The following is a 23,196-nucleotide window of genomic DNA, read 5'->3' as shown; positions in this document are numbered from 1 at the left end:
CAGAACTCAGTCCTTGATATAAACTTAAACCGTCCAACATTTGGGGGTCAGTTCAAATCTGGCCTTTTTTATTACCTGTTATAAACTATTAACACACAATTATTGAACGAAGCTGGTATAACAGCTTTGTATAGAGTCAGCAACGACGTTGGCGACCAATTCAGTGCGATAGCTTGAATCTATAGCAGCATTGCCTAATTCAACGATAGTTACATCTTCTGATGCTTGCTCAGTGACACAACCACAAACGTTAGTTTTGAAGGTTTCTTGCTGTGTATCAGTCATAGCAAGACTAGCAATACCCCATGCGCTTTGTTCTTCGATTGCGGTACGACATTTTGTATCTACTGCTGATGTCAGGACACTCATGCCAAGACTACTTGCAGTTGTCATGGCTGTGCTAGCAGTAGTGCCTGTAGTCGTGCCAGCACCTGTTGATGTGCAGCCCGCTAGAGCAAGAGTGGCAAGCATAGCGGTCGAAGCTAGAAGTTTTTTCACAGAATTTTCCTTTAATATTTTGATTGGTTTTATAGTGTATGTTTGATAGCACCTAATCTTTGTCAGTCGAAAATTATTTTCGTCCTGAACAAGTAATATTTTATCAGCAAAATACATTAATAACACTATCAACGGTTACTTAAGGAAAATTAAGCTGCTTTTTATGTTAATCCAGCCACGCATAAGGATGATAATAAGCGTAGACTTTATAACCAACATATCCAATAAGCGTTAGTAAACTACCTAGGACAAATAACCATGTGGTGATGTGCTTCCATGAAAAGTCGTCAAAACTGTTATTAAATGCTGCAGAAATGCTGGCAATGAAAAGCATGATGCAGCCTGACAATAGTATGAGCTCATAAGCATTTACTTCCAGATTCGGCATATCATAAATCCAATATAAAATTTATTTTACTTTAACGATGTTAATGAATAAAGTAGATGTAATTTGCATGGAGTATTTATGTGCGTAGTTGATGTATCATTCTTTTGCGTTTCAAATAAAGTAAACAATTAATTGATACTGGTAATCTTATGTTATTACGCTTATCTGTTTTATGCACGCTCTCTATGAGTGCAATTTCATTTTCTCATGCAGTCGATAAGGTATTGCCAAAGTCGCTGATTATTGATTTAGTAGAGCGTCATTGTTCTTTTCCAAAACCAAATCCTCATGTATCGGCTGATCTTGAATATGATTGTGCAGATAATTATGACGATGCTGATAGCACTGAGCAAAGCATGAATTATAGTCTGAGGTTATTGCCTTTGATAGTGAAGGACTTCAATCATGATGGAGTTGAAGATTTAGCATTAGAAATCGAATCTTTAGGTCCGTTAGGCGGTAGTGTGACAACTAATAGTGCTGTGCATTATTTGCTATTAGATAAGAACAACCACATTATTAACGAGCATGAAGTGCTGTTGTATGCGCCGTTTAGTGAACATATCGTCGAGTATGAGGTAGAAGGTAATGATATACATTATAGCGCAGTACCTAACTATCGCTCCCATTCTGAGGCTTATGAAAATGGTGAGTTGATAGCACCGTCTATCACATTCGATATTGATTGGATGAGAGGTAATCCAGTAAGTACTTATTATCGGGACAACTGCCAATTATCAGCAAATATGGATAAGCATATATTTACCACATTGCGTGATGTAAAGCGTGTGAATACTATGGATATTCATGACTATACACAGATGATTGAAGAAGAGTTACAGGTAAATAATATGCAAGTGTCTGCCGAATTAAATGGCTGTGATACTCAAAGAGTGAGTTTTAGTATTAGGCCTAGTGCTGGAAATCGTCTGCCTGTTTTGGCGGATATCTTACAAACATTGGTTCCAGTGACTTATCAGCATCAGCAGCTGAGAGAATTAATGAAACTGGATAAGCAGTCTCAGATTGTGTTTGGTGAAGAAATGATCTTACCAAGCAACTGGTCAGGACAAGTGCATATAAGTCGTGGATTTGAAAATGCTAGTGTGATAATAAACCTTACTCAAAAAAAGCAATGATAGGGCTTAATGACTTTACTAAACAGCGTAAAAAACCAGCAAAGACAAATAGTCTAAGCTGGTTTTTTTATGACATTTTCTTTTATAGCTATTTTTAGACGTTTTTACCGTGTTGCTTGGTTTGAATGTCTTTTGCTAGCTTGTAGCATTCATTGATATGGTCATTAGCGATTTTTTTGAAAATCATATAGCCCATGGTTGCCGCAACCATTTGACCACCGAGTGGGATGAATTTTGTCACTTGCTTGGCAGCGATACGACCACCGAAGCCTTGTACTGTCTTTTTCACGATACCACGTGTCGCCATTAGTCCTGCAAAGTCAACGGTACGATCTTTTAAAGCACCCCAATGAACGGCTCGTGATTCTAAATCAACCGCTGACTGACGATCTTCAATTAAGCCAAAGCGTTCACTAATGTCAGGTAATAGCTGGGTAAGCATGCCTGCATCTACGGCGACATCGAAGAATGGCACAGGAACAATGGCGACACCAGCAGAGTACTTAGCGCGTTTTTTGACCAGCTTTTGACATTCTTTTTTTGTTTTTTCAAGGTCTAAGCTAGGATCTATTGTATTTGGTAGTTTTTCAGCGGTTGGTGTGGTTTTCATAAAGGCTCCTTATAAGTTATTAAAATATGTCACTAAAACAAATCATTAAAATGAAACACTCTAAAATATCGAATTATAGTTTTAATAAATATCTCAGTTACTATCTATTCTATGGATTTATAAGAGGCATACAATCATTGCTTTGTAGCAAAATGCAGAAAAATACAGTCACTATACACCATTTTTGTAAACTGGCTGTTTTGTAAAGTGTCGATAAAGGCTGTTAAAGGCGATCAAAAGCTTGTTATGTATAACGGCTTCAATAGGATTAATAGTAATGTAAAATCCTAAAAAATGATAAACCGTTCCGCTAGAAATGAGCATTGTGACCTTTTGATAAAGCCAGTAGAATACACCCATGCTAAATTTAACCCCCCGTTATACCAGCACTCGCATCGACGAGTTGCCCACCGCGTTGCAGCCACTTGCTGCTCAATCATTAACGCTTGCCCGCTTATATGCTGGTCGAGGTATCACTGAGCCCGATGAGCTTGAGACTGGGCTATCCGGTCTACTGCCTGCAGAGATGCTACATGGCGTGACTGAGGCAGTACGACTGTTAGATATTGCCATTGATGATGGACAACGCATCCTGATCGTTGGCGACTTCGATTGTGATGGTGCGACCAGTACCGCACTGATGATGCGCGCACTCACAAAGATGGGCGCAGTCGTTGATTTTTTAGTGCCAGATAGGTTCAAGTACGGCTATGGACTGACGCCTGAGATTGTCGAGTTGGGTATTGAGACTTATCACCCCGACATGATAGTGACCGTGGACAATGGTATCTCTAGTCATGAGGGTGTGGCTCGAGCACAGGCGGACGGCATTGCTGTCATTATCACCGACCATCATCTGACGACCAAACAGACGCCACCTGCTGAGGCGGTGGTCAATCCCAACCAGCTCGGTTGTGATTTTGCTAGTAAGGCACTGGTCGGTGTCGGCGTGGCGTTCTATGTGCTTGGACGCTTGGCAAAGCTGCGCCGAGAGGCTGGCAAGTCCACCGTACAAGTCAGCCAATATTTAGATTTGGTGGCACTTGGGACGATTGCCGATGTTGGCGTGCTCGATAAAAACAATCGCATCTTAGTGCATCATGGATTAAACGCTATTCGCCAAGGACGATGCTGCCTAGGTATCTTAGCGTTACTTGAGCAGGCAGGTCGTGACCCTAAGCAGTTGCATGCACAGGACTTTGGCTTTGTGTTAGGTCCACGCATCAATGCTGCTGGGCGCATGGACAATATGCGCATCGGTATTGAGTGCTTATTAACGGAAGATTGGAGTACCGCACAGCGACTGGCTCAAGAGCTTGAAGTGTTGAATCGTACCCGTCGTCAGGTAGAAGGTGAAATGCGCGCTCAAGCAGACAGCATTGTACAAGACTTAGCGGCTGATGCTGAGATGGGCAGCGACACTGATTTAGACGAAAGTAGTGATATCATTACTCAGATCAAGCCTAAGAAACCGGCCGTTAACGAGGGTAATTCTAATACTACTGAGCCTAGTATGGTCAAAAAGAGAAGCATCGTGTTGTACCAAGACGATTGGCATCAAGGTGTGATCGGTATCGTCGCTGGACGCTTAAAAGAAAGCCACTATTTGCCAAGTATCGTTTTTGCACCAGCAGATGTCGAGCGGATAGGCGACGACGATGCCATTAAAGGCTCTGCAAGATCTATCGCAGGCGTGCATGTTCGTGATGCGATTGAACAAGTCGCTGAACGATATCCAGAGTTAATCAGTCATTTTGGTGGTCACGCGATGGCAGCAGGATTGACCATCAAGCGCCGTAATTTTGATGAGTTTGTTACGGCATTTGATGAAGTCATGGCAGAGATGGATGATGAGGTGTTTGCTGAGCAGAAATTCACAGATGGCGCATTGCAGGCAAGTGACTTTAGTCTTTGGTTCGTTGAGCATCTGGCTGATGCGAGTGTGTGGGGTCATGGTTTTGCACCGCCGATATTTGATGGTGTATTCGAAGTACTCAGTTTTAAGGTTCTAAAGGACAAGCATCTTAAACTGTCATTGCGTTATCCAGATGTGCAGTATCCGATTGAAGCAATTTACTTTAACTTCGATAGCGATGTATGGGATTATCGTGCTGAACAAGTGCATTTGTTATTTCAGCTAGACATCAACGAGTGGAACGGTAAGCAAAGCCTACAGTTGATGGTGAAGGATCTGGCCCTAGTTGAAAAAACGCAAGCTAATCAGACTCTTGAGGGTGGTGCGACTTAATACTTTAATTCCAGTGTTGGGAACTGCCAATCGTAGCGAATGGCCAGCATCCGCAACGTAAAAATTGTACTCATAACGGCGATATCAGTTATCCATGCTATTACGCCCAGATATTGCAATACAAAATACAGAATACCGCCAGTTAATGCAGCGGTAATATAAATCTCTTGCTGTAGTACGAGTGGAATCTCATTGCAGATCATATCGCGGATGATACCACCGACAATAATCGTAATCACACCAAGTAATAGTGACACAGGAATATTCGCCCCCATACTTTCCGCAATTTTAATACCGATTAAGGTAAACGCTGCTAAGCCGATGGTATCTGAGAGTTTGAGAAACTTATCGACTCGTTTAGAGTTGGGATGAAAAAATATTTGCATGACCAATGAAGATATCGTAATAACCGTCAAATAGCTCATGTCTACCATCCAAAATAATGGATGACGATCCAAAATCACATCACGGACGGTACCACCACCGATAGCAGTGACAATTGATACTAGCAAGCAGCCAAACACGTCAAAGTTTTTATGCTTGGCCAATATCGTGCCTGAAATACTACAAGCCACAATACCAATCATATCAAACACAAATATCAATGAGTTTGGATCAAACGTGGTGATTAGGGCAGCAGGGTTCAATGCGATAGCCAACATGAGCAAATCTCACTAGTGAAGATGATAAATCATTTGATACGGGCTATAGTCATTCCTAAATAAAAGAAATACAGATACAACCACGCGATACAGGGATACATTTTTCTTGCGTGCTGTGCCTGCGCAGACAGAGACTGCGCAAAATGTAACCCGTATCGCTGTATTTATTTTATAGTGGATCGCCTATAACTTTATAATATTTTTTAGGTTAAGCGACTAGACGAATAGAAGGCAGGTGCCAATCAAACTTGAGCGCCAACATACGTACTGCAAAAATGGTAAACAGCATGATAAATTCATTAATACCAGAGGAGATACCGAAGTATTGCAAAATCAAGTAAGTCACAGAGCCAGCAATACTGGCAGTGATATAAATCTCACGCTGTAGTACCAGTGGTATCTCATTACAGATAATATCACGGAGCATACCGCCAATCATGGCAGTCCACACACCCATCATAATAGCAATAATAGGCGACATATCTTGTGTCAACGCTATTTTAAAACCAATCACACTAAAGGCAGCCAGCCCAATGGCATCAAACAGTTTCAATGCTTTATCGATCTTATGATATAGATGAAAAAACATTTGTAGGATGAGCGATGTCACGGTGATGACGATCACATAATTGAGGTCAGTCATCCAAAACAGCGGATGACGGTCTAGAGCCATATCACGCAATGTACCACCGCCGATAGCGTTGACCATCGCCACTAAGATACAGCCAGAAATATCAAACCCTTTATGCTGAGCAAGCAACGTGCCTGCTATCGCGCACGCAATCACGCCCACCATATCTAATAAATACAACAAAATATCAGGAAAAATTAAATCATTAGCCATAGTTATAATATCAAGTAGTGACCATCAACATAGATAGTCAAAGTATTTTTAAATCGCTACAGTGCTGCTGGGATAAATTTTTCGCAGCCTCTGTGAATATAGCCATCAAGTAAAATTTGTACCAGTAGCACCATAATACAATCGTATCGGTTTTATGTTTCTTTGACTATAGTCAAAGAAATATTAAAATGCCTTGATTATAGATGGTTGGGTTTGAATTTTTAACAGCCCTTAGTGTATTAGCCGTCTTTTGCAAACAGAATCAATCCAACGATAATGAGAGCAATACCTATTAATCCCATCATTGATGGCAGGCTGCTGTTGAGCAATAACATACCGCCAATCAAGGCAAATATGACCTCGCTGGCTTGAGTGGCATCGACACCAGCGACTTCGCTGGAGGTTTCTGCTTTTTCGCGGGCATATAAGAAAATACTGGTGGCTGCCACGCCAGCCAATAACGCGACCAGTAGTGTATTAAATACTTGTTTAGTGTCTGGCAACTCAGGATGAACGACAATACCCAATACCAACCAAAAGGGCACACTACCCAAAGTCATTAGCCATACTTTGTTAAAGGCATCTTGTAGTAGAGTGGTTTGGATAGCGGGAATTTTAGCAATCAAGTTTTGCAATAGAGAAGGGGGCGGTTCGGCTAAGACAGTGTCTGTCGTATGAGCAATACTAATTGAGTCTGCCGGATAGTGGGTATCAATAGCAGATAAAGGTGGTAGCTCAGTTTCCACTATCTGGTCAGTTGCTTGAGAGGTCGGTGCTGGCGATTCAGTGTTTTTCTGTTTGGCATTATAAGAAACCTGCCAAACCAACTGGTTACCAATAGGGTAGCTAAAGGCTGCTACTAGCGCAGGCAAAGCACCATAAAGCAGCATGTCTGTCATAGGTACGGTATCAGCACCTAAGACAGAGGCGGCATGTATTCCTTCACTGATATTCACCAGCACCACACCGAAAAACACCAATAACGCATAGGCGATGAATTTCTTATCAAAACGCTGACCAAAGACGAGCAAGACCAGCAGACTTGCGACGACCGTAAACATAAAGGTTGCTGCGACGACCCAGCCTGCAGCATGATCGGCCGCGTAGCATATGCCTGTATAAAAAATACCAAAGCCAATGCTACCTGTTATGCACCAAAATCCCCAATGTTGACGAAAGATAGTCGCTAGCTCTCTAATACGTCCAAAGCCATGCTGCATGACGATAATAGCGGTAAGCATCAGCCACATAAATACATAGCGAAGGCTGGCTGACCAGAACCAATGTCCACCAGCAGCACTCATGAGTTCGTTTAGGATAAATGTCGAGCTAAAAAAAGCGCCTGACAATAGACCTAATAAAATGAGTTTGACCATACCTCTATCCCTATTTATAGTTGGCTATAGTCAGTCCTAAATAAAACAGATACAAATGTAACCATGCGATACAGGCATACATTTTCCTTGCTTGCTGTGCCTGCGCAGACAGAGGCGACGCAAAATGTACCCAGTATCGCTGTATTTATTTTATAGTGGATCGACTATAGTTGTTTATATGTTCAGACGTTAAAGTTTTTATTTGCCTTTGGCATCTGCCCAAATAATTTTGTGCAGTTGTAATTGGAAACGTACCGGTAAAGCGTCTGCCAACATCCACTCTGCAAGCTCACGTGCTAGTACTGGTATATCAGGAGCAGTCTCTGCGTGCATATCCTCTGCAACATTGAACATAGGAGAAAACCAGACGGTACCGACCAATTCATTGAGCTTATGTTCAAACAGTTTGGCTTTTGCCCAGTCATAATCAGCGCGGTTCATAATGACAAATTTAATTTGATCATGTTGAGTAAGATAATCGAGATTTGACCATAAGTTTTTATCATCTTCGCCTGAACTTGGTGTTTTGAGATCCATTACCTTACTGACGGCTGTTGGTACCTGTTCTACTGTGAGCGCGCCTGCTGTTTCAAGTGATATCTCATAGCCATCGCTCAGCAGTCGCTTCATGAGCTCAATCGCATTTGGCTGCGCTAATGGCTCTCCACCAGTCAAACAGATACGCTTACATGGATAGCCTTTGATGGTTTCTATGATGGTATCTAGTGACTGGCGCTCACCACCAGTAAAAGCATACTCGGTATCACAATAGACGCAGCGCAGTGGGCAGCCAGTCAGTCGCACAAATATCGTTGGCAAGCCTGAGGTGATGGCTTCCCCTTGTAAGGAGTAAAAAATTTCTGTCAAACGAAGACCTGCTTCAGGATCGGTGACAGGTATAGTGGCAGTACGTAGCGATGGCTTGGTCATAACAATGTCGATATCAGATAAAAGAGTGGAGTGATTAGAATAGGTTTGCAATACATGAGAAAAGGTCGTAAAAAAGGATTATAACGCAGACAGCAACACTAAGCTGCAAAAAGATGAGCTAAAAAAAAGACGCTAAAGTAAGTCTTTAGCATCTTTTCTCGATCAGTATTTTTACTCAATAATGATACGTGCGGTCATACCGTTTTAAGCTAAACGCAATAATTCATTGACTGATGTTTTTGCACGAGTTTGCGCATCAACTTTTTTCACGATGATAGCGGCATACAAGCTATGCGTACCATCTTCTGACGGTAAACTACCTGGTACCACAACAGATCCTGCTGGTACACGACCACGATGAATCTCGCCAGTTTCACGATCATAGATACGAGTTGACTGACCGATGTATACACCCATAGAGATGACCGCGCCTTCTTCTACGATAACGCCTTCAACGATTTCAGAGCGTGCACCGATGAAGCAGTTGTCTTCGATGATAGTAGGGTTGGCTTGTAATGGCTCTAATACACCGCCGATGCCAACACCGCCTGATAGATGGACGTTTTTACCGATTTGAGCACATGAGCCAACGGTCGCCCATGTGTCAACCATGGCGCCTTGATCAACATAAGCACCGATATTGACATAAGATGGCATTAATACTGCACCAGCTGCGATGAAAGAACCTTTACGAGCAACGGCTGGTGGTACAACACGTACGCCAGCTTCTTTAAACTGTGCTTCAGTCCAATCAGCAAATTTAGTCGGCACTTTGTCATAGAACTGCACATGCTCGCCAGCAGCTTGAACATAATTGTCGTTTAAGCGAAAAGACAGTAATACTGCTTTTTTTGCCCATTGGTTGACGATCCATTCACCGTCTTTCTTTTCTGCAACACGTAGGCTACCGTTATCTAATTGCTCAAGCACTTGTTCTACAGCGTCACGGACGTCTTGTGGCATGGTGCTTGGGCTGTATTCGTTGCGGTTTTCAAAGGCTTGTTCGATGGTTTGTTGTAATGACATAAAAGTTCCTAAAGTTAGTGAAAGGTGATCGAAAAATACATTGTACTTATTGGTTTGGCATTAGAGTAATTATTTACTTGCCGTATTGTCGCTAATTTAACAACTTTTAGCAAACAGGTTCATGGCAAATATCAACTTTGATGTAGCAATACTTAGCGTAACTGGACTTAACTTAACTAACTGAGCTGTTACTCTCTATCCACTCTAAAATATCTTGATAAACGATTTGATGATCTTTTTCGTGAAGTGGTTCATGGCGCATGTTGGGGTAGAGTTGGATGTCTACGTGACTAAAATTTTTCTTATTCAAGCGAGTAACGATTTTACGGACACCTTTACCCATCTCACCGATAGGGTCATCTTCTCCGCTGACAAATAGCATTGGGAATTCTCTTGAAATTGTCATTGCCCATTGTTTATTTAAGCCTGTCTCCATCAGCGAGAATAACGTCATAAAGCCATTATTGGTAAAATCAAAGCCGGTCAATGGATCAGCCTCATAAGCTTCAATGGCGGCGGGATCCTGATTTAGCCAAGCAAACTCTGATGACGAGACACGATTTTTAAGCTGACTATTTAAAACTTTGTTCATGACCTTAGCAAACATGGGGTTTTGTTTTCTTGGAGCTACTTTCGCCAGTATTTTATTAACAGGCAATAGTATTTTGGTCAATGGGTTGGCATCTGCTGTGCCCATCAAAATAGCACCTGTAAAAGCACGTGCATGGTGCTTGAGGACGTTGCGTATAATAAATGATCCCATAGAGTGACCCATGACAAAATGTGGAACATCAGTGTGCCTTTCTTTTAAACTGTCTGACATGATAATGACGTCTTTCAATAACAACTGTACGGGATGTTCATCACCGAAAAACCCCAAATCATCTGTCGTTTTGACGGTTTTCCCGTGCCCTAAATGGTCATAAGTTGCTACTGCAACGCCATTATCTGCCAAAAACTGAGCAAATTCTGCATACCGGCCGCTGTGTTCGGCCATACCATGCACAATCAGTAACGTGGCTTTTATTTTAGTGTTTTTATCGCTTGGTTCAAAAAAATCATGATGCAAATAATGAGTGTTATCAGAGGAGAGGATGTGTTCGCTGTTTGTATCGGTGCTGGTACTCATGAGACTTCCTTTAAATCGTTTTAATTATGCGTAATCGATCTTTTGTTGTTCGACTGTTTATTGGAGCAGACATAAGCTTTTACAAGCTTATTATATAGGTATAGTTTGCTCACCATGAAACTGATATATCATCAACAGTTGGTTAGATGTCCCTATGCGTAGGTATAGGTAATACAAACAATTTAACGACAAAGCCTTATAGGGTCAATGCTATTTGAGATGTTTAATGCTGTAAAGTTTCTAGTTTTAGTGGCTTAGATAATGAATTTATTAAAGCTTTGTAAACTCATATAAAAAAATAATTCTCATTTGGAATAAGCGGTAAAATCAACAGAGTTAATCATAAATATTTATTCACAATGGGGTACTATTGATTAGCCAAAACACAAATACGAAAATATTTGGTTGAGATAATTTTTTATAAATCATATTAATAATCAAATGTTTAGAATTGTCTTTTATTCTGTAGTAGCGTTAGATCGTAATACTGTGGGTGAAGAAAGAAAGTTTATCTTGCAGGTTATTTGTCCATCCTATAAACACTACCATTCTAAATAAAAAATCATCGATTTAAACGGAGTCAAATTTATGTCAAGATTCAATATCTTAACAAAAACTGCGGTCTGGAAACCAGTTCTAGCCGTTGCTATTTCATTATCAAGCGTTGCTGCCTATGCTGATTTTAATCATAAAAGTTGGGACAGTTTGTTAGGAAAAAATGTAACCATGACCAATGGGGGGAAGGCTTCTGTTGTGAACTATGCTGGCATGAAAGCAGATAAGAGTAAGCTGACCAGCTATCTCAAAGCGGCGGGTAAAGTATCGCAATCAGAGTTCAATGGTTGGAGCAAAAATGAGCAGTTGGCATTTTTAATTAACGTTTATAACGCTGGCACGGTTGATTTGGTGCTAACAAAATATCCAAACATTAAATCTATTAAGGATATTGGCAGTGTTTTGAGCTCACCATGGAAACAGGAGTTTATTCCTCTATTGGGCAAAACGCGTTCGCTCGATGATATTGAACACACTCTCATCCGTGGCTCAAAACGTTACAACGATCCACGCATTCACTTTGCGGTTAACTGTGCCAGTATTGGCTGTCCAGCGTTACAAGACGATGCTTTTACAGGCAAGGGCTTAGACGGTCAGCTAGAGCAAGCTACTTCCAAGTTTTTAGCAGATAGTAGCCGCAATCGTTTAAAGGGTAGTACGTTAGAGATATCACCTATTTTCAAATGGTACAAAGAAGATTTTGCGACCAATTGGCGTGGAACAAAAAATCTGGAAGGATTTTTGGGTCGTTACAGCTCATCTTTAGGACTCAGCAAAGCCCAAACCACAAACCTAAAGCAAGGAAAAATAAAGATTGATTACACCACTTATAATTGGAATCTCAACAAAAAATAATCTCCGTGGCAGCCCCCTATGGCAGGATAGTTGTCACCCCTAAAGAATAATCCAAATGGGGGCATCAAGGACACATCATGCCACGTTATAGTGAAGAGCGTAAACAAGCCATACTCAGCAAACTACAACCCCCAAGCAACATGAGCGTAGCCGAAGTTTCAAGAAGTGAAGGCATCGGATTACAGACCCTGTATAATTGGCGCAACGAGGCTCGACAACAAGGTCATCCCATGCCTGGACACAACAAAACCCCCGATGACTGGACCAGTGAGACCAAACTTGCCACCGTCATCGAGACTGCCGCCTTAAGTGAGAGTGAGCTTAGCGAATACTGCCGTAGCAAAGGTTTGTATGTTGAACAAATCAAAGCTTGGCGTGCTAATGCCCTACAAGGCTTCAGTCATAGCAAACCACAAAGCCTAAAAGACAAGCGTCAGCAGCAAGCGGATCGCAAACAGATCAAACAGCTCACCCGAGAGCTTGCTAGAAAGGAGAAGGCCTTAGCTGAAACTGCCGCTTTGCTGGTGCTCAGAAAAAAGTTGGAAGCGTTTTGGGAGGAGCACGAGGACGACTAACCTTGCTCCCTAAGCGCACACAGTACATAGATTGGATACAAGAGGCCAATGGATCAGGGGCCAGATTAACCTTGGCCTGTATTGAAGTTGGTATCAGCGTGCGTACCTATCGGCGCTGGTATAAAGCGGGTCAAGTGAGTGGTGACAAACGGTGTGATGCCGTGCGCCAAGCCCCGAGGAATAAACTGACACCGACTGAGCAAGCTGCGATTATAGCCGTCTGCAACCAGCCGCGCTTTGCCAGTCTACCGCCCACCCAGATCGTACCGACCCTGCTAGATGAGGGGGTGTACTATGGCTGTGAGTCCACCTTCTATCGCGTGCTAAAGCAGTACAATCAACTCAACCATCGTGGTCGAGCTTTGGCTCCTCGCGTATCCAAGGCACCACAAACCTTTACCGCCACAGGCCCAGGTCAGGTGTTCTGCTGGGACATCACCTATCTGCCAAGTCCAGTTCGTGGGCAGTTTTATTATCTGTATATGATAGAGGATGTCTATAGCCGTAAGATTGTCGGTCAAGAGGTGTATGACCACGAGTCAGGGGTATTAGCAGCTAAGCTGCTTGAGCGTACCCTAATCAGTGAAAATGCACTACATACGGGCGTGGTATTACACTCAGACAATGGGGCACCGATGAAAGCTCAAACCATGCGCATGAAAGCGTATGAGTTAGGCGTTGTGACGTCATACAGCAGACCGCGTGTGAGTAACGATAATCCGTTTGCAGAGTCTTTGTTTAAGACTTGCAAGTATCGCCCTAATTGGCCGACCGATGGCTTTAAAAGCTTAGAGGCGGCTCGTGACTGGGTACTGACTTTCACGCGCTGGTACAATGGCGAGCACAAGCACAGCCAGCTTAACTTTGTGACGCCCCATCAGCGCCATACGGGTGAGGATAAGGAAATACTGGCGAAGCGTCTGCTAACGATGGAGGCCGCTAAAGATAAAAACCCGATACGTTGGGGAACTCAAGAGGTGAGAAACTGTAAGCCTGTGGGTCCGACAACCCTAAACCCTGTAAAAGAACAACACCAAACGAGATTACAGGCCGCTTAATTCGGCTTGATGGTGACAACTACCTTGAAAAACTCCGGCAGCACCTGACTCTTATTGTATAGTTGATCCACTATAAAATAAATACAGCGATACTGGGTGCGTTTTGCGTCGCCTCTGTCTGCGCAGGCACAGCAAGCAAGGAAAATGTATGCCAGTGTCGCATGGTTATATTTGTAACTGTTTTATTTAGGACTGACTATAGGAGTCGTTATCAAGGATGATACGTTTTAAATAGCGAAATAATTCATGTGATAAATTAAATATATTATTGGTGTTTTTTCAAATAGCTTTGGGTCTATAGCCCAGGAAACACGTGATATAAGATACTTTAGTTTATTTGTGATAAAAATTGCTATATTATTGCAAGTCTGTAACGCATTAATATGGTTATATTAATGTTTTTAAATGGATTAAACAGATTACTTCAAGGATGAATTCAATGCGCAATTCTTTAAAATCTCCGTTATTTCTATCAGTGATGTTAAGTGTGGCATTAGGTCTGACAGCATGTTCAGAAAGCAGTGATAGTGCGTCAGCAGATAGCGCTTCAACCGATGCAGCTGCAACGAGTGATACGCTTGATACCAAGTTTCTGACTATTGCTACTGGCGGGGCATCTGGACCTTACAACATCATTGGCACCTCATTATCAGAAATCTATGTCAAAACTTTTGGGGTAAACTCAAAAACGCAAACCACTGGTGCATCTGTCGAAAATGTCAATCTATTAACCCAAGGCAAAGTCGATATGGTGTTGGCACTCAGTGACGTGGTCACCGATGCAGTCGAAGGTAAAAACAACTTCGATAAACCTATCACTAATATTCAGCAGATCGCTGTTTTATACCCTAATGTGGTGCAAATCGTCACCTCAAAGGACTCTGGTATAAAAACCATTGAAGATCTAAAAGGTAAGCGTATCGCTGTGGGCGACCAAGGCTCTGGCACAGAAGTCAATGCTCGAACCTTGTTAGAAGGGTTTGGTATTACGTATGACGATGTCACTGTTGACTATCTAGGCTTTGCTGAAGCCGCTGACGGTATGAAAGCAGGTAAAATTGAAGCGGCATTCTTTAGTAGTGGTCTACCAAACTCTTCTTTGATGGAGTTAGAACAAGGTTTAGATCTACAGATTGTCAGTATCGACCAAGACAAGCTAAAAGAAATTATCGCAAGCAAGCCTTACTTCAAAACCTTTGAGATTCCTGTGGATACTTATGGCAACGAAGAGGCGGTTCCAACTGCGGCAATCATGAATGCATTATTGGTTAGCTCTGACTTGTCTGAAGCTGATGGTTATAAATTAACCAAAACGTTATTTGAAAATTTGGATGGTTTGAAAACAGCTCACCAAGCAGCCAACGACATCAGCTTAGAAACAGCTAATGATGGTATGGTAGCTCCAATTCATCCTGGTGCTAAAAAGTATTATGATGAACAAGCTGCAAAATAAATCATTATGGCTACTAACTGGTGCAGCATTCATTGCGGCACTGGTTTTTTTTATGTCATGGATGGGCTTTTTTCGTCAGCCTGTTGTCGAAGTACGAGTTAAAGGGATAGACGGTGCTGACGATAAGGTTTGTTATTTCGTTGAACCGGACTTTGAATTGCGCTGGATTCATTCTGTAGAAAAACAATGGTGGGAAGAGCAGTATCAACGTATAGATGGCAGTAGTCCACAAGATGCTGAGCTGTTACTAACCACCACTTATTTTGAAGCTTTTGGTGCGGGCACTCCTTCAACTGAACTGCTTGCTCCCATAAAAAAACAGGGCTATCTAGGTTATCAAATCAATGAAAAGCTGCCCAACCTCAATTGGGTGGTCTCTAGACTTACCAAAGGTGAGATTGATTATGGTAATCATCGTTTTTTGATTCACCAGTGGGTGCCAGATTATTCTGAAGTGGTGATTAAGCCTCAAGCATATGGCTTATTTGATAGATTTAAAAAGGACTTTTGTCATGAACTCTCAGGTGACGGATCAGGGTAGCGTGCCTACCATGCCAGATACTCAAATTGATAACAATGCTGAGGCAGATGCGATCAATAAAGCAGTATTAGAAAAATATGACCGAGAGTCAATCACGCGTCATATCACCCAAGGACCAGTAAAGTATTTGCTCGCTGGGATTTGTATACTCTATTCGCTATTTCATTTATATATAACCTTTAACCCGATGCCAGCGTTGTTACAGCGCTCTGTGCATGTGGGTGTTGGTTTTGCACTGATCTTCTTGATTTTCCCCGCTAGTAAAAAAAGCAGTCGCCAGCGAGTAGCCTGGTATGACTGGATTTGGTTTGCTCTGTCTTTCTCTGGTATGGGCTACCTCATCTATGAATATCAAGATATTGTGACATCGCGTGGTGGTATGGCCAATCAAGTCGATGTGATATTTTCCCTGATTACGGTAGTCTGTGTGTTAGAAGGCAGTCGCCGTATCACAGGTTGGATTTTGCCAATATTGGCAGGGATATTTTTGGCCTATCCGTTTGTCAGTCACATGGATTTTATGCCCGATAGATTACTGACTCGCCCTTATGATATGGGCGATATCTTCGGTCAACTATTCCTAAAAACGGAAGGTCTGTATTCTGTGGCGATTGGTGCATCGGTCACCTTTATCTTCCTATTCATTCTATTTGGTGCGTTCTTGGCACGTTCAGGAATGGGGCAGCTGTTCAATGATTTGGCATTGGCGATCGCTGGTCACAAAAAGGGCGGGCCTGCAAAAGTAGCCGTCATCTCTAGTGGCTTTATGGGTAGCATCAATGGTTCGGCTTTATCAAACGTGGTCAGTACTGGTGCTTTTACGATTCCGCTAATGAAAAAGGTCGGTTATCACAAAGACTTCGCTGGCGCAGTTGAGGCAAGTGCTTCTGTTGGCGGGCAGATACTACCGCCAATTATGGGCGCGAGTGCGTTCATTATGGCTGAGACGACAGGCTTACCTTATAGCACGATTGCTTTAGCAGCATTATTACCCGCGATTCTGTATTATCTAGGCGTGATTGCTCAGGTGCATTTTCGCGCTGGACGTCGCGACTTAAAAGGCATTGCTAAAGAAAACCTGCCAGCGGTAAAAGAAGTCCTAAAAGCACGTGGTCACATGTTATTACCGATTGTCTTTTTGGTTTTCTTATTGATCAAAAATGTACCTGTCGGTTATGCAGCGGCTTATACCATCGGCTTTACTGTGTTGATCAGCATGCTACGTGCTGAGACTCGTATGGGATTGTCTGATATTTTAGGCGCACTAGAAGATGGTGCGCGCCAGTCGCTCGCGGTAATGGCAGCTTGTGCGGTCGTCGGCATCATCATTGGTGTCGTGAGTTTGACCAGCTTTGGTACAGTGATGACATCTTCTATCGTCACGCTAGGCGCAGGCTCGTTATTCTTTACGCTTATTTTGACGATGCTAGCGTCAATGGTATTGGGCATGGGTTTACCATCTATTCCTGCCTACATCATTACGGCAACGATGGCGGCTCCAGCACTGGCTGGCTTTGATATTCCGATTTTGTCAGCGCATATGTTTGTCTTCTATTTTGGTATCTTTGCCAATATTACGCCGCCTGTGTGTTTGGCAGCTTTTGCTGGTGCTGGTATATCTGGTGGCGATCCGATGAAGACAGGCTTCTTGTCACTCAAGCTGGCACTTGCTGGGTTTATCGTACCGTTTATGTTTATCTATAATCCAACGATGTTGATGATAGATCCAACCGGCCTAGCAGTCACGGCAAAAGATTTCCCGCTGCCACCTATTGTAGATATCATTACAGTGGTAGTGACTTCGGTAACTGGTGTCATTGCACTGAGCTCAGCACTTGAAGGCTACTTTAGAGGCAGTATGAATACCGTGACTCGTATCATCTTAGCTATTGGCGCTTTGTTATTGATTTATCCTGAGATGGTTACAGGTATTATTGGTGGGGTGATTGTTCTTGGTATTGCGGTATTTAATATAAAAACAGCCGGAAAGCCAACACCGACTTTAACTGTGTAGATTATTGGCTCTGAATCTTTTAACGATGTATTAAAGCCGAAAAAAGGGTGAATAACAAATTTGTTATTCACCCTTTTTATATGGTTGGCTATTGTTTTAGTAACTACCTTGGCAATTGCTCCCAACAAGTGTTTTTATATCCGCTGTATAGGCGATCCACTATAAAATAGATACAGGTTGCATTTTGCGCAGCCTCTGTCTGCGTAGGCACAGTAAGCAAGAAAAATGTATCTCTGTATCGCGTGGTTGTATTTGTATCTTTTTTCTTTAGTATTGTCAGATTAACAGCCAAGCTTGCCTTCTGCAGCCAATGCCTTTTTGCTACGGATTGGTGCAGGGCAGTCTTCGCCGTAGTACTGACGATCGGCAAAGTAGCTTGAGCGTACCATTGGGCCTGCCCAAATATTAAAGAAGCCGATTTTTTTGCCATAGTCCATATAGCGTTGGAACTCGTCTGGATGCACGTAACGATCAACAGGCGCGTGGTTTTTACTAGGTTGTAGATACTGACCGATTGTAATCATATCCACATCATGTGCCTTTAGATCGTCGAGTAGTGCATAAATCTCTTCTTCTGTTTCACCAAGACCGACCATAAAGCCACATTTGGTAGCGATATCAGGACGACGCTCTTTATACAGCTTGAGTAAATCTAGTGAATGCTGATAGTCAGAACCTGGACGAAACGCTTTGTATAGACGTGGTACGGTTTCGATGTTGTGGTTAAACACGTCTGGCGGTGTTTCTGTCAATAAATCTAACGCAATATCCATGCGACCACGGAAATCTGGCACTAGAATCTCAATCAAGCAGTTTGGGCTAAGTGCTCTTGATTCATTTAGGACTTCTACAAAATGTCCAGCACCACCATCTTTGAGATCATCACGATCGACAGAGGTAATTACTGCATATTTAAGCTGTAGACCTTCGATAGTCTCAGCAGTATGGCGCGGCTCATCGGCGTCTAATTTATTGGGACGACCATGGCCCACATCACAGAATGGGCAGCGACGAGTGCAGATATCACCCATGATCATAAAGGTCGCAGTACCATCAGCGAAGCACTGTGGCAGGTTAGGGCAAGCAGCTTCTTCACAGACTGTGTATAGCTTCTGCTCACGTAAGGTTGCTTTAATGCGAGCCACCTCAGCAGGTGATGACATCTTGACCCGAATCCAATCAGGCTTTTTCTTTGCCTCAACAGTCGGGATTACTTTAATTGGAATACGTGCAACTTTGTCATAGCCACGTAGCTTTTCGCCTTGAATGGCTTTTTTTGGTTTGGCCCTAGCAGCAGGTACATGTGTTTGTACGGCAGTTGTCATAATAAATTTGTCTCTTAACCCTTTATATTATAAGGGTTTATAGGATTGTAAGAATATTTTATGAATGCAGATATTATAGCAGAAATTTGGTCGTCAACTTTTAAACAATCTTGTTAAGATTACTACGACTTGTTTCTCGACCATAGTTTTAAATATCTATATCAATTTCCATCTCATTCAGTACATCTATGGCGGCACGAAACGCTTCTTGAGTGGCAGGTGCACCGCAGTATGGCAAGCTGTGCATCAGCACCTCTCTAATTTCAGCGACACTAGCGCCATTGTTAATGGCGCCACGTATGTGACCTTTCAACTCGTTTGGGCTTTTTTGGGCAATTAAAAATGAGATGGTAATTAACGAGCGATACTTGCGCGGCAATACCGAATCATCTTGCCAAGTGCTGCCCCAAGCGTGTTCTATGATCCAGTCTTGCAGCGGCTGGGTAAATCCTGTAGCAGCATCAAGTGAGCGCTTCACATGTTGCTCACCCATGACATCGGTACGTACCTTAAGACCATTGTCATAGTTAGTATTATTGTCAGCCATAATCATATCCTTAATAGCTATTAACTTATTATGTGCTCATGAAGTTCTATTTTGCGAAGAAGTATAGCAGTCACAACATATTTATTTAACTGTCAAATCAGGCCGTATTTATCAAGGCTGATATTAAAATTGTCCCATACTGCGTTGTAAGTCTTGCTAAGGTATCTATATTATTTTCGACTTGTTCTTTGTATGGAGCAATTTTAGTTATTAGTAATGCTTATTTGTGAATATCAAACACACCCTAGTCTTAAATATAAAAAGCTACTCAAGCTCATAATTGATAGTACTATTTTTATAATAAATGTCCAATATGGCTTTATTATGAGTCTTTTCAAGGTCGAGCCATTAACATTTAGAGCATTTTAAGCTATGATTGCACAGATAATTATTCCACCTAGTACATGGGCGCAGGCTGTCATACTGACTACCCAACGTAATGTACTGAACACCAACTGACGAGGACGACTATTGTGTTAGAAGCTTATCGTAAACATGTCGAAGAACGTGCTGAGCTAGGAACGGTTCCGCTACCATTGAATGAAAAGCAAGTAGCAGAGTTGGTTGAGCTACTAAAAACTCCTCCAGCAGGCGAAGATGCATTCTTGATGAACTTGCTAGAAAACCGTATTCCTGCTGGTGTCGACCAAGCTGCTTACGTTAAAGCTGCATTTTTAGCCGCTATCCTTAAGGGCGAAGCATCATCTCCACTTATCAGCAAGAAAAAAGCGGTTGAAATCTTGGGTACGATGCAAGGTGGCTACAACGTTCAGCCATTGGTTGCTGCCTTAGATGACGCGGAAGTAGCACAAGACGCTGCTGAAGCATTGAAAAAGACTTTGCTCGTATTTGATGCGTTCAATGACGTGACTGAAAAAGCAGAAGCTGGTAATGACATCGCAAAAGAAGTTGTTCAGTCTTGGGCTGATGCTGAATGGTTCTTGAACCGTGATGCAGTACCAGAAAAAACCACTTATACGACATTCAAAGTGACTGGCGAAACCAATACGGATGACTTGTCACCTGCGCAAGACGCATGGAGCCGTCCTGATATTCCATTGCATTCACTAGCCATGCACAAAAATTCTCGCGACGGCATCAATGCTGACGAAGAGGGTGTTGTTGGCCCAATGAAGCAAATCGAAGAGTTAAAGCAAAAAGGCCATCAATTGGCGTATGTGGGTGACGTTGTTGGTACGGGTTCTAGCCGTAAGTCTGCAACCAACTCAGTATTGTGGTTGATGGGTGAAGACATCCCTAACGTGCCAAACAAACGTGGCGGTGGTCTGGTATTGGGTAACAATATCGCACCTATCTTCTTTAATACAATGGAAGACTCTGGCGCATTGCCAATCGAAAAAGTCGCGGTTGATAACCTAAACATGGGTGATGTATTTGACATCTATCCATATGAAGGCAAAATCACTAAGCATGACTCTGATGAAGTATTGTCAACGTTTGAGCTAAACTCACCAACATTGCTTGATGAAGTTCGTGCGGGCGGCCGTATTCCATTGATCGTTGGTCGTGGTCTGACCAATCGTGCTCGTGAATACATGGGTCTTGGTCATTCTGACGTATTTGCTAAGCCAGAAGAGCCAGTAGACACTGGTAAAGGCTTCACTCTTGCGCAAAAAATGGTTGGTAAAGCTTGTGGTCTAGAAGGCGTGCGTCCTGGTATGTACTGTGAGCCTAAAATGACGACTGTTGGCTCTCAGGATACCACTGGTCCTATGACGCGTGATGAGCTAAAAGATTTGGCTTGCCTAGGTTTCCAAGCGGATCTAGTGATGCAGTCATTCTGTCACACTGCGGCTTATCCAAAGCCAGTTGATGTTGAAACTCAGCACACACTACCTGACTTTATCATGAACCGTGGCGGCGTAAGTTTACGTCCAGGTGATGGTATCATCCATAGCTGGTTGAACCGTATGCTACTTCCAGATACCGTTGGTACTGGTGGTGACTCGCATACTCGTTTCCCAATGGGTATCTCGTTCCCAGCGGGTTCTGGTCTGGTTGCTTTCGCAGCTGCGACTGGTGTGATGCCACTTGATATGCCTGAATCTGTCCGTGTTCGTTTTGTTGGTGAGCGTCAAGCTGGTATCACCCTACGTGACCTAGTACATGCTATCCCTTATCAAGCGATCAAAGAAGGTTACTTGACGGTTGATAAGAAAGGTAAAATCAACGAGTTCAACGGTCGTATCCTTGAGATCGAAGGTCTAGAAGACTTAACTGCTGAGCAGGCGTTCGAGTTGTCTGATGCATCAGCTGAACGTAGTGCTGCTGGTTGTACCATCACACTCTCTGAAGATTCAGTGACGGAGTACCTAAACTCAAACATCACACTGCTTAAGTGGATGATTTCAGAAGGCTATGGCGATGCACGTACCATCAGTCGTCGTATCGAGCAGATGCAAGATTGGCTAGCGAATCCAAGCCTAATGCGTGCTGATGAAGATGCTGAATACGCTATCGATATCACTATCGATATGAGCGAAATCAAAGAGCCTATCCTGTGCTGCCCGAACGATCCAGATGATGCTAAAACACTAGCTGACGTCGCTGGCGATACCATTGATGAAGTATTCATTGGTTCATGTATGACCAACATCGGTCATTTCCGTGCCGCTGGTAAATTGCTAAAAGATGTACCAGCAGGAAGCCTCAAGACTCGTCTATGGATTGCGCCACCAACTAAAATGGATGCGCGTCAGTTGATGGAAGAAGGTTACTATAACATCTACGCTCAAGCCGGTGCTCGTACTGAAATGCCAGGTTGTTCACTATGTATGGGTAACCAAGCACGTATCGCACCTAAGTCTACTGCGGTATCGACTTCAACACGTAACTTCCCGAACCGTCTCGGTCAAGGTGCTAACGTCTACCTAGCTTCTGCAGAGCTTGCAGCAGTAGCAGCGGTACTTGGTAAACTGCCTACTAATGATGAATATCAGCAGTATGCTGGTATGCTAAACAGCATGGGCGAAGAAGTGTATCAATACATGAACTTCGACCGTATGGAAGAGTACACTGAAGAAGCTGATAAAATTAATGTTGCTCAATTGAGCTAATTTTTGATGCTGTAAGGCTTCTTTCTAAAGTTAGAAGTCTTACATCTAAAACTAGAAAACCCCGTATCGTCATGATGCGGGGTTTTTGTTTAAATTTTATTTACGACATCTAGTGCCGTTTACCGACGGATGTTTTATTGTAACCCTTTTTATATTAGTTGATAATTAACAAAATTAATTTTGGGGGAGGGAAGTGATATGGCGGAGTCGAATGGTAGTGATAAAGAAGATGTAAAGTCAGAAATTAGTGAGAAAAATATAAACAATAGTCGATCAAATTATAAGTTCACCAGGGAGTTTCCCAAACTCTGTGTAACTGCTTATAATCCACTAACAGGAGAATAAG

The 23,196-nt window shown here is 42.7% G+C and carries 19 protein-coding genes; 8 read left to right on the top strand and 11 right to left on the bottom strand.

All coding sequences use genetic code 11. The features are described 5' to 3' along the window. Positions 1-99 precede the first annotated feature (99 nt). Positions 100-498, bottom strand: a complete 399-nt coding sequence (locus EI164_RS07485; RefSeq protein ID WP_192519355.1) for a hypothetical protein — start codon at positions 496-498, stop codon at positions 100-102. A gap of 166 nt (positions 499-664) precedes the next feature. Beyond that, positions 665-886, bottom strand: coding sequence for a hypothetical protein (locus EI164_RS07480; RefSeq protein WP_192519354.1), 222 nt, complete (start codon positions 884-886; stop codon positions 665-667). Positions 887-1,071: 185 nt separating this feature from the next. Between EI164_RS07480 and EI164_RS07475 the strand changes: the two genes are divergently transcribed. Then, positions 1,072-2,025: a hypothetical protein gene (locus EI164_RS07475; RefSeq protein WP_192519353.1), complete on the top strand. Its 954-nt coding sequence runs from the start codon at positions 1,072-1,074 to the stop codon at positions 2,023-2,025. A 94-nt stretch (positions 2,026-2,119) separates the two neighbouring features. Here the strand turns inward: EI164_RS07475 and EI164_RS07470 are convergent, their stop codons facing one another. Further along, positions 2,120-2,635 (bottom strand): hypothetical protein, encoded by a 516-nt coding sequence (locus EI164_RS07470; RefSeq protein WP_192519352.1) that lies wholly within the window; start codon positions 2,633-2,635, stop codon positions 2,120-2,122. 358 nt (positions 2,636-2,993) lie between these two features. On the opposite strand from EI164_RS07470, the gene recJ reads away from it, so the two are divergent. Continuing rightward, entirely contained in the window at positions 2,994-4,883 is a 1,890-nt protein-coding gene (gene recJ / locus EI164_RS07465; RefSeq protein ID WP_192519351.1) for a single-stranded-DNA-specific exonuclease RecJ, read from the top strand. On the opposite strand, the gene EI164_RS07460 is transcribed toward recJ, so the two are convergent. From EI164_RS07460 to EI164_RS07435, 6 genes are all read right to left on the bottom strand, one after another. Further along, positions 4,880-5,545, bottom strand: coding sequence for a trimeric intracellular cation channel family protein (locus EI164_RS07460; RefSeq protein WP_192519350.1), 666 nt, complete (start codon positions 5,543-5,545; stop codon positions 4,880-4,882). The genes recJ and EI164_RS07460 overlap by 4 nt on opposite strands. Before the next feature lie 208 nt (positions 5,546-5,753). After that, positions 5,754-6,389, bottom strand: coding sequence for a trimeric intracellular cation channel family protein (locus EI164_RS07455; RefSeq protein WP_192519349.1), 636 nt, complete (start codon positions 6,387-6,389; stop codon positions 5,754-5,756). 239 nt (positions 6,390-6,628) lie between these two features. After that, positions 6,629-7,765 carry a multidrug resistance efflux transporter family protein gene (locus tag EI164_RS07450; RefSeq protein WP_192519348.1) on the bottom strand — a complete coding sequence of 379 codons (1,137 nt, stop codon included), beginning with the start codon at positions 7,763-7,765 and terminating at the stop codon, positions 6,629-6,631. A 198-nt stretch (positions 7,766-7,963) separates the two neighbouring features. Further along, the gene (queE, locus tag EI164_RS07445; RefSeq protein WP_192519347.1) at positions 7,964-8,695 is read right to left on the bottom strand and encodes a 7-carboxy-7-deazaguanine synthase QueE; all 732 of its coding nucleotides are present in this window, start codon (positions 8,693-8,695) and stop codon (positions 7,964-7,966) included. A gap of 204 nt (positions 8,696-8,899) precedes the next feature. After that, positions 8,900-9,721: a 2,3,4,5-tetrahydropyridine-2,6-dicarboxylate N-succinyltransferase gene (gene dapD, locus EI164_RS07440; RefSeq protein ID WP_192519346.1), complete on the bottom strand. Its 822-nt coding sequence runs from the start codon at positions 9,719-9,721 to the stop codon at positions 8,900-8,902. 172 nt (positions 9,722-9,893) lie between these two features. Next, entirely contained in the window at positions 9,894-10,850 is a 957-nt protein-coding gene (locus EI164_RS07435) for an alpha/beta fold hydrolase (protein ID WP_192519345.1), read from the bottom strand. Between the two features lie 588 nt (positions 10,851-11,438). Between EI164_RS07435 and EI164_RS07430 the strand changes: the two genes are divergently transcribed. From EI164_RS07430 to EI164_RS07410, 5 genes are all read left to right on the top strand, one after another. Beyond that, complete coding sequence (locus EI164_RS07430) at positions 11,439-12,260, top strand: DUF547 domain-containing protein (RefSeq protein WP_192519344.1); 822 nt, start codon at positions 11,439-11,441, stop codon at positions 12,258-12,260. A gap of 77 nt (positions 12,261-12,337) precedes the next feature. Further along, positions 12,338-13,893, top strand: a protein-coding gene (locus EI164_RS07425) for an IS3 family transposase (RefSeq protein ID WP_225739169.1) whose coding sequence is annotated in 2 segments (ribosomal slippage) — positions 12,338-12,791 and positions 12,791-13,893 — 1,557 coding nt in all. Because the reading frame shifts where the segments join, the coding sequence is not laid out codon by codon here. Positions 13,894-14,332: 439 nt separating this feature from the next. Then, entirely contained in the window at positions 14,333-15,346 is a 1,014-nt protein-coding gene (locus tag EI164_RS07420) for a TAXI family TRAP transporter solute-binding subunit (RefSeq protein WP_192519343.1), read from the top strand. Beyond that, positions 15,327-15,887 (top strand): DUF1850 domain-containing protein, encoded by a 561-nt coding sequence (locus EI164_RS07415; protein WP_225739168.1) that lies wholly within the window; start codon positions 15,327-15,329, stop codon positions 15,885-15,887. The genes EI164_RS07420 and EI164_RS07415 overlap by 20 nt, the downstream gene beginning before the upstream one ends. A gap of 10 nt (positions 15,888-15,897) precedes the next feature. Beyond that, entirely contained in the window at positions 15,898-17,901 is a 2,004-nt protein-coding gene (locus tag EI164_RS07410) for a TRAP transporter permease (protein ID WP_192519356.1), read from the top strand. Positions 17,902-18,182: 281 nt separating this feature from the next. Here EI164_RS07410 and lipA read toward each other — a convergent pair whose 3' ends face one another. Both lipA and EI164_RS07400 read right to left on the bottom strand, forming a co-directional pair. Next, positions 18,183-19,226 (bottom strand): lipoyl synthase, encoded by a 1,044-nt coding sequence (lipA, locus tag EI164_RS07405; protein WP_192519341.1) that lies wholly within the window; start codon positions 19,224-19,226, stop codon positions 18,183-18,185. Between the two features lie 148 nt (positions 19,227-19,374). Further along, entirely contained in the window at positions 19,375-19,773 is a 399-nt protein-coding gene (locus EI164_RS07400; RefSeq protein WP_192519340.1) for a carboxymuconolactone decarboxylase family protein, read from the bottom strand. Positions 19,774-20,246: 473 nt separating this feature from the next. Here EI164_RS07400 and acnB point away from each other — a divergent pair, with 473 nt between their 5' ends. Further along, positions 20,247-22,850 carry a bifunctional aconitate hydratase 2/2-methylisocitrate dehydratase gene (gene acnB, locus EI164_RS07395; RefSeq protein ID WP_192519339.1) on the top strand — a complete coding sequence of 868 codons (2,604 nt, stop codon included), beginning with the start codon at positions 20,247-20,249 and terminating at the stop codon, positions 22,848-22,850. Positions 22,851-23,196 lie beyond the last annotated feature (346 nt).

Origin of the sequence: Psychrobacter sp. FME13 (assembly GCF_014861395.1) — a bacterium.
Lineage (GTDB): Bacteria > Pseudomonadota > Gammaproteobacteria > Pseudomonadales > Moraxellaceae > Psychrobacter.
This window is presented reverse-complemented; position numbering and strand designations above follow the sequence as displayed.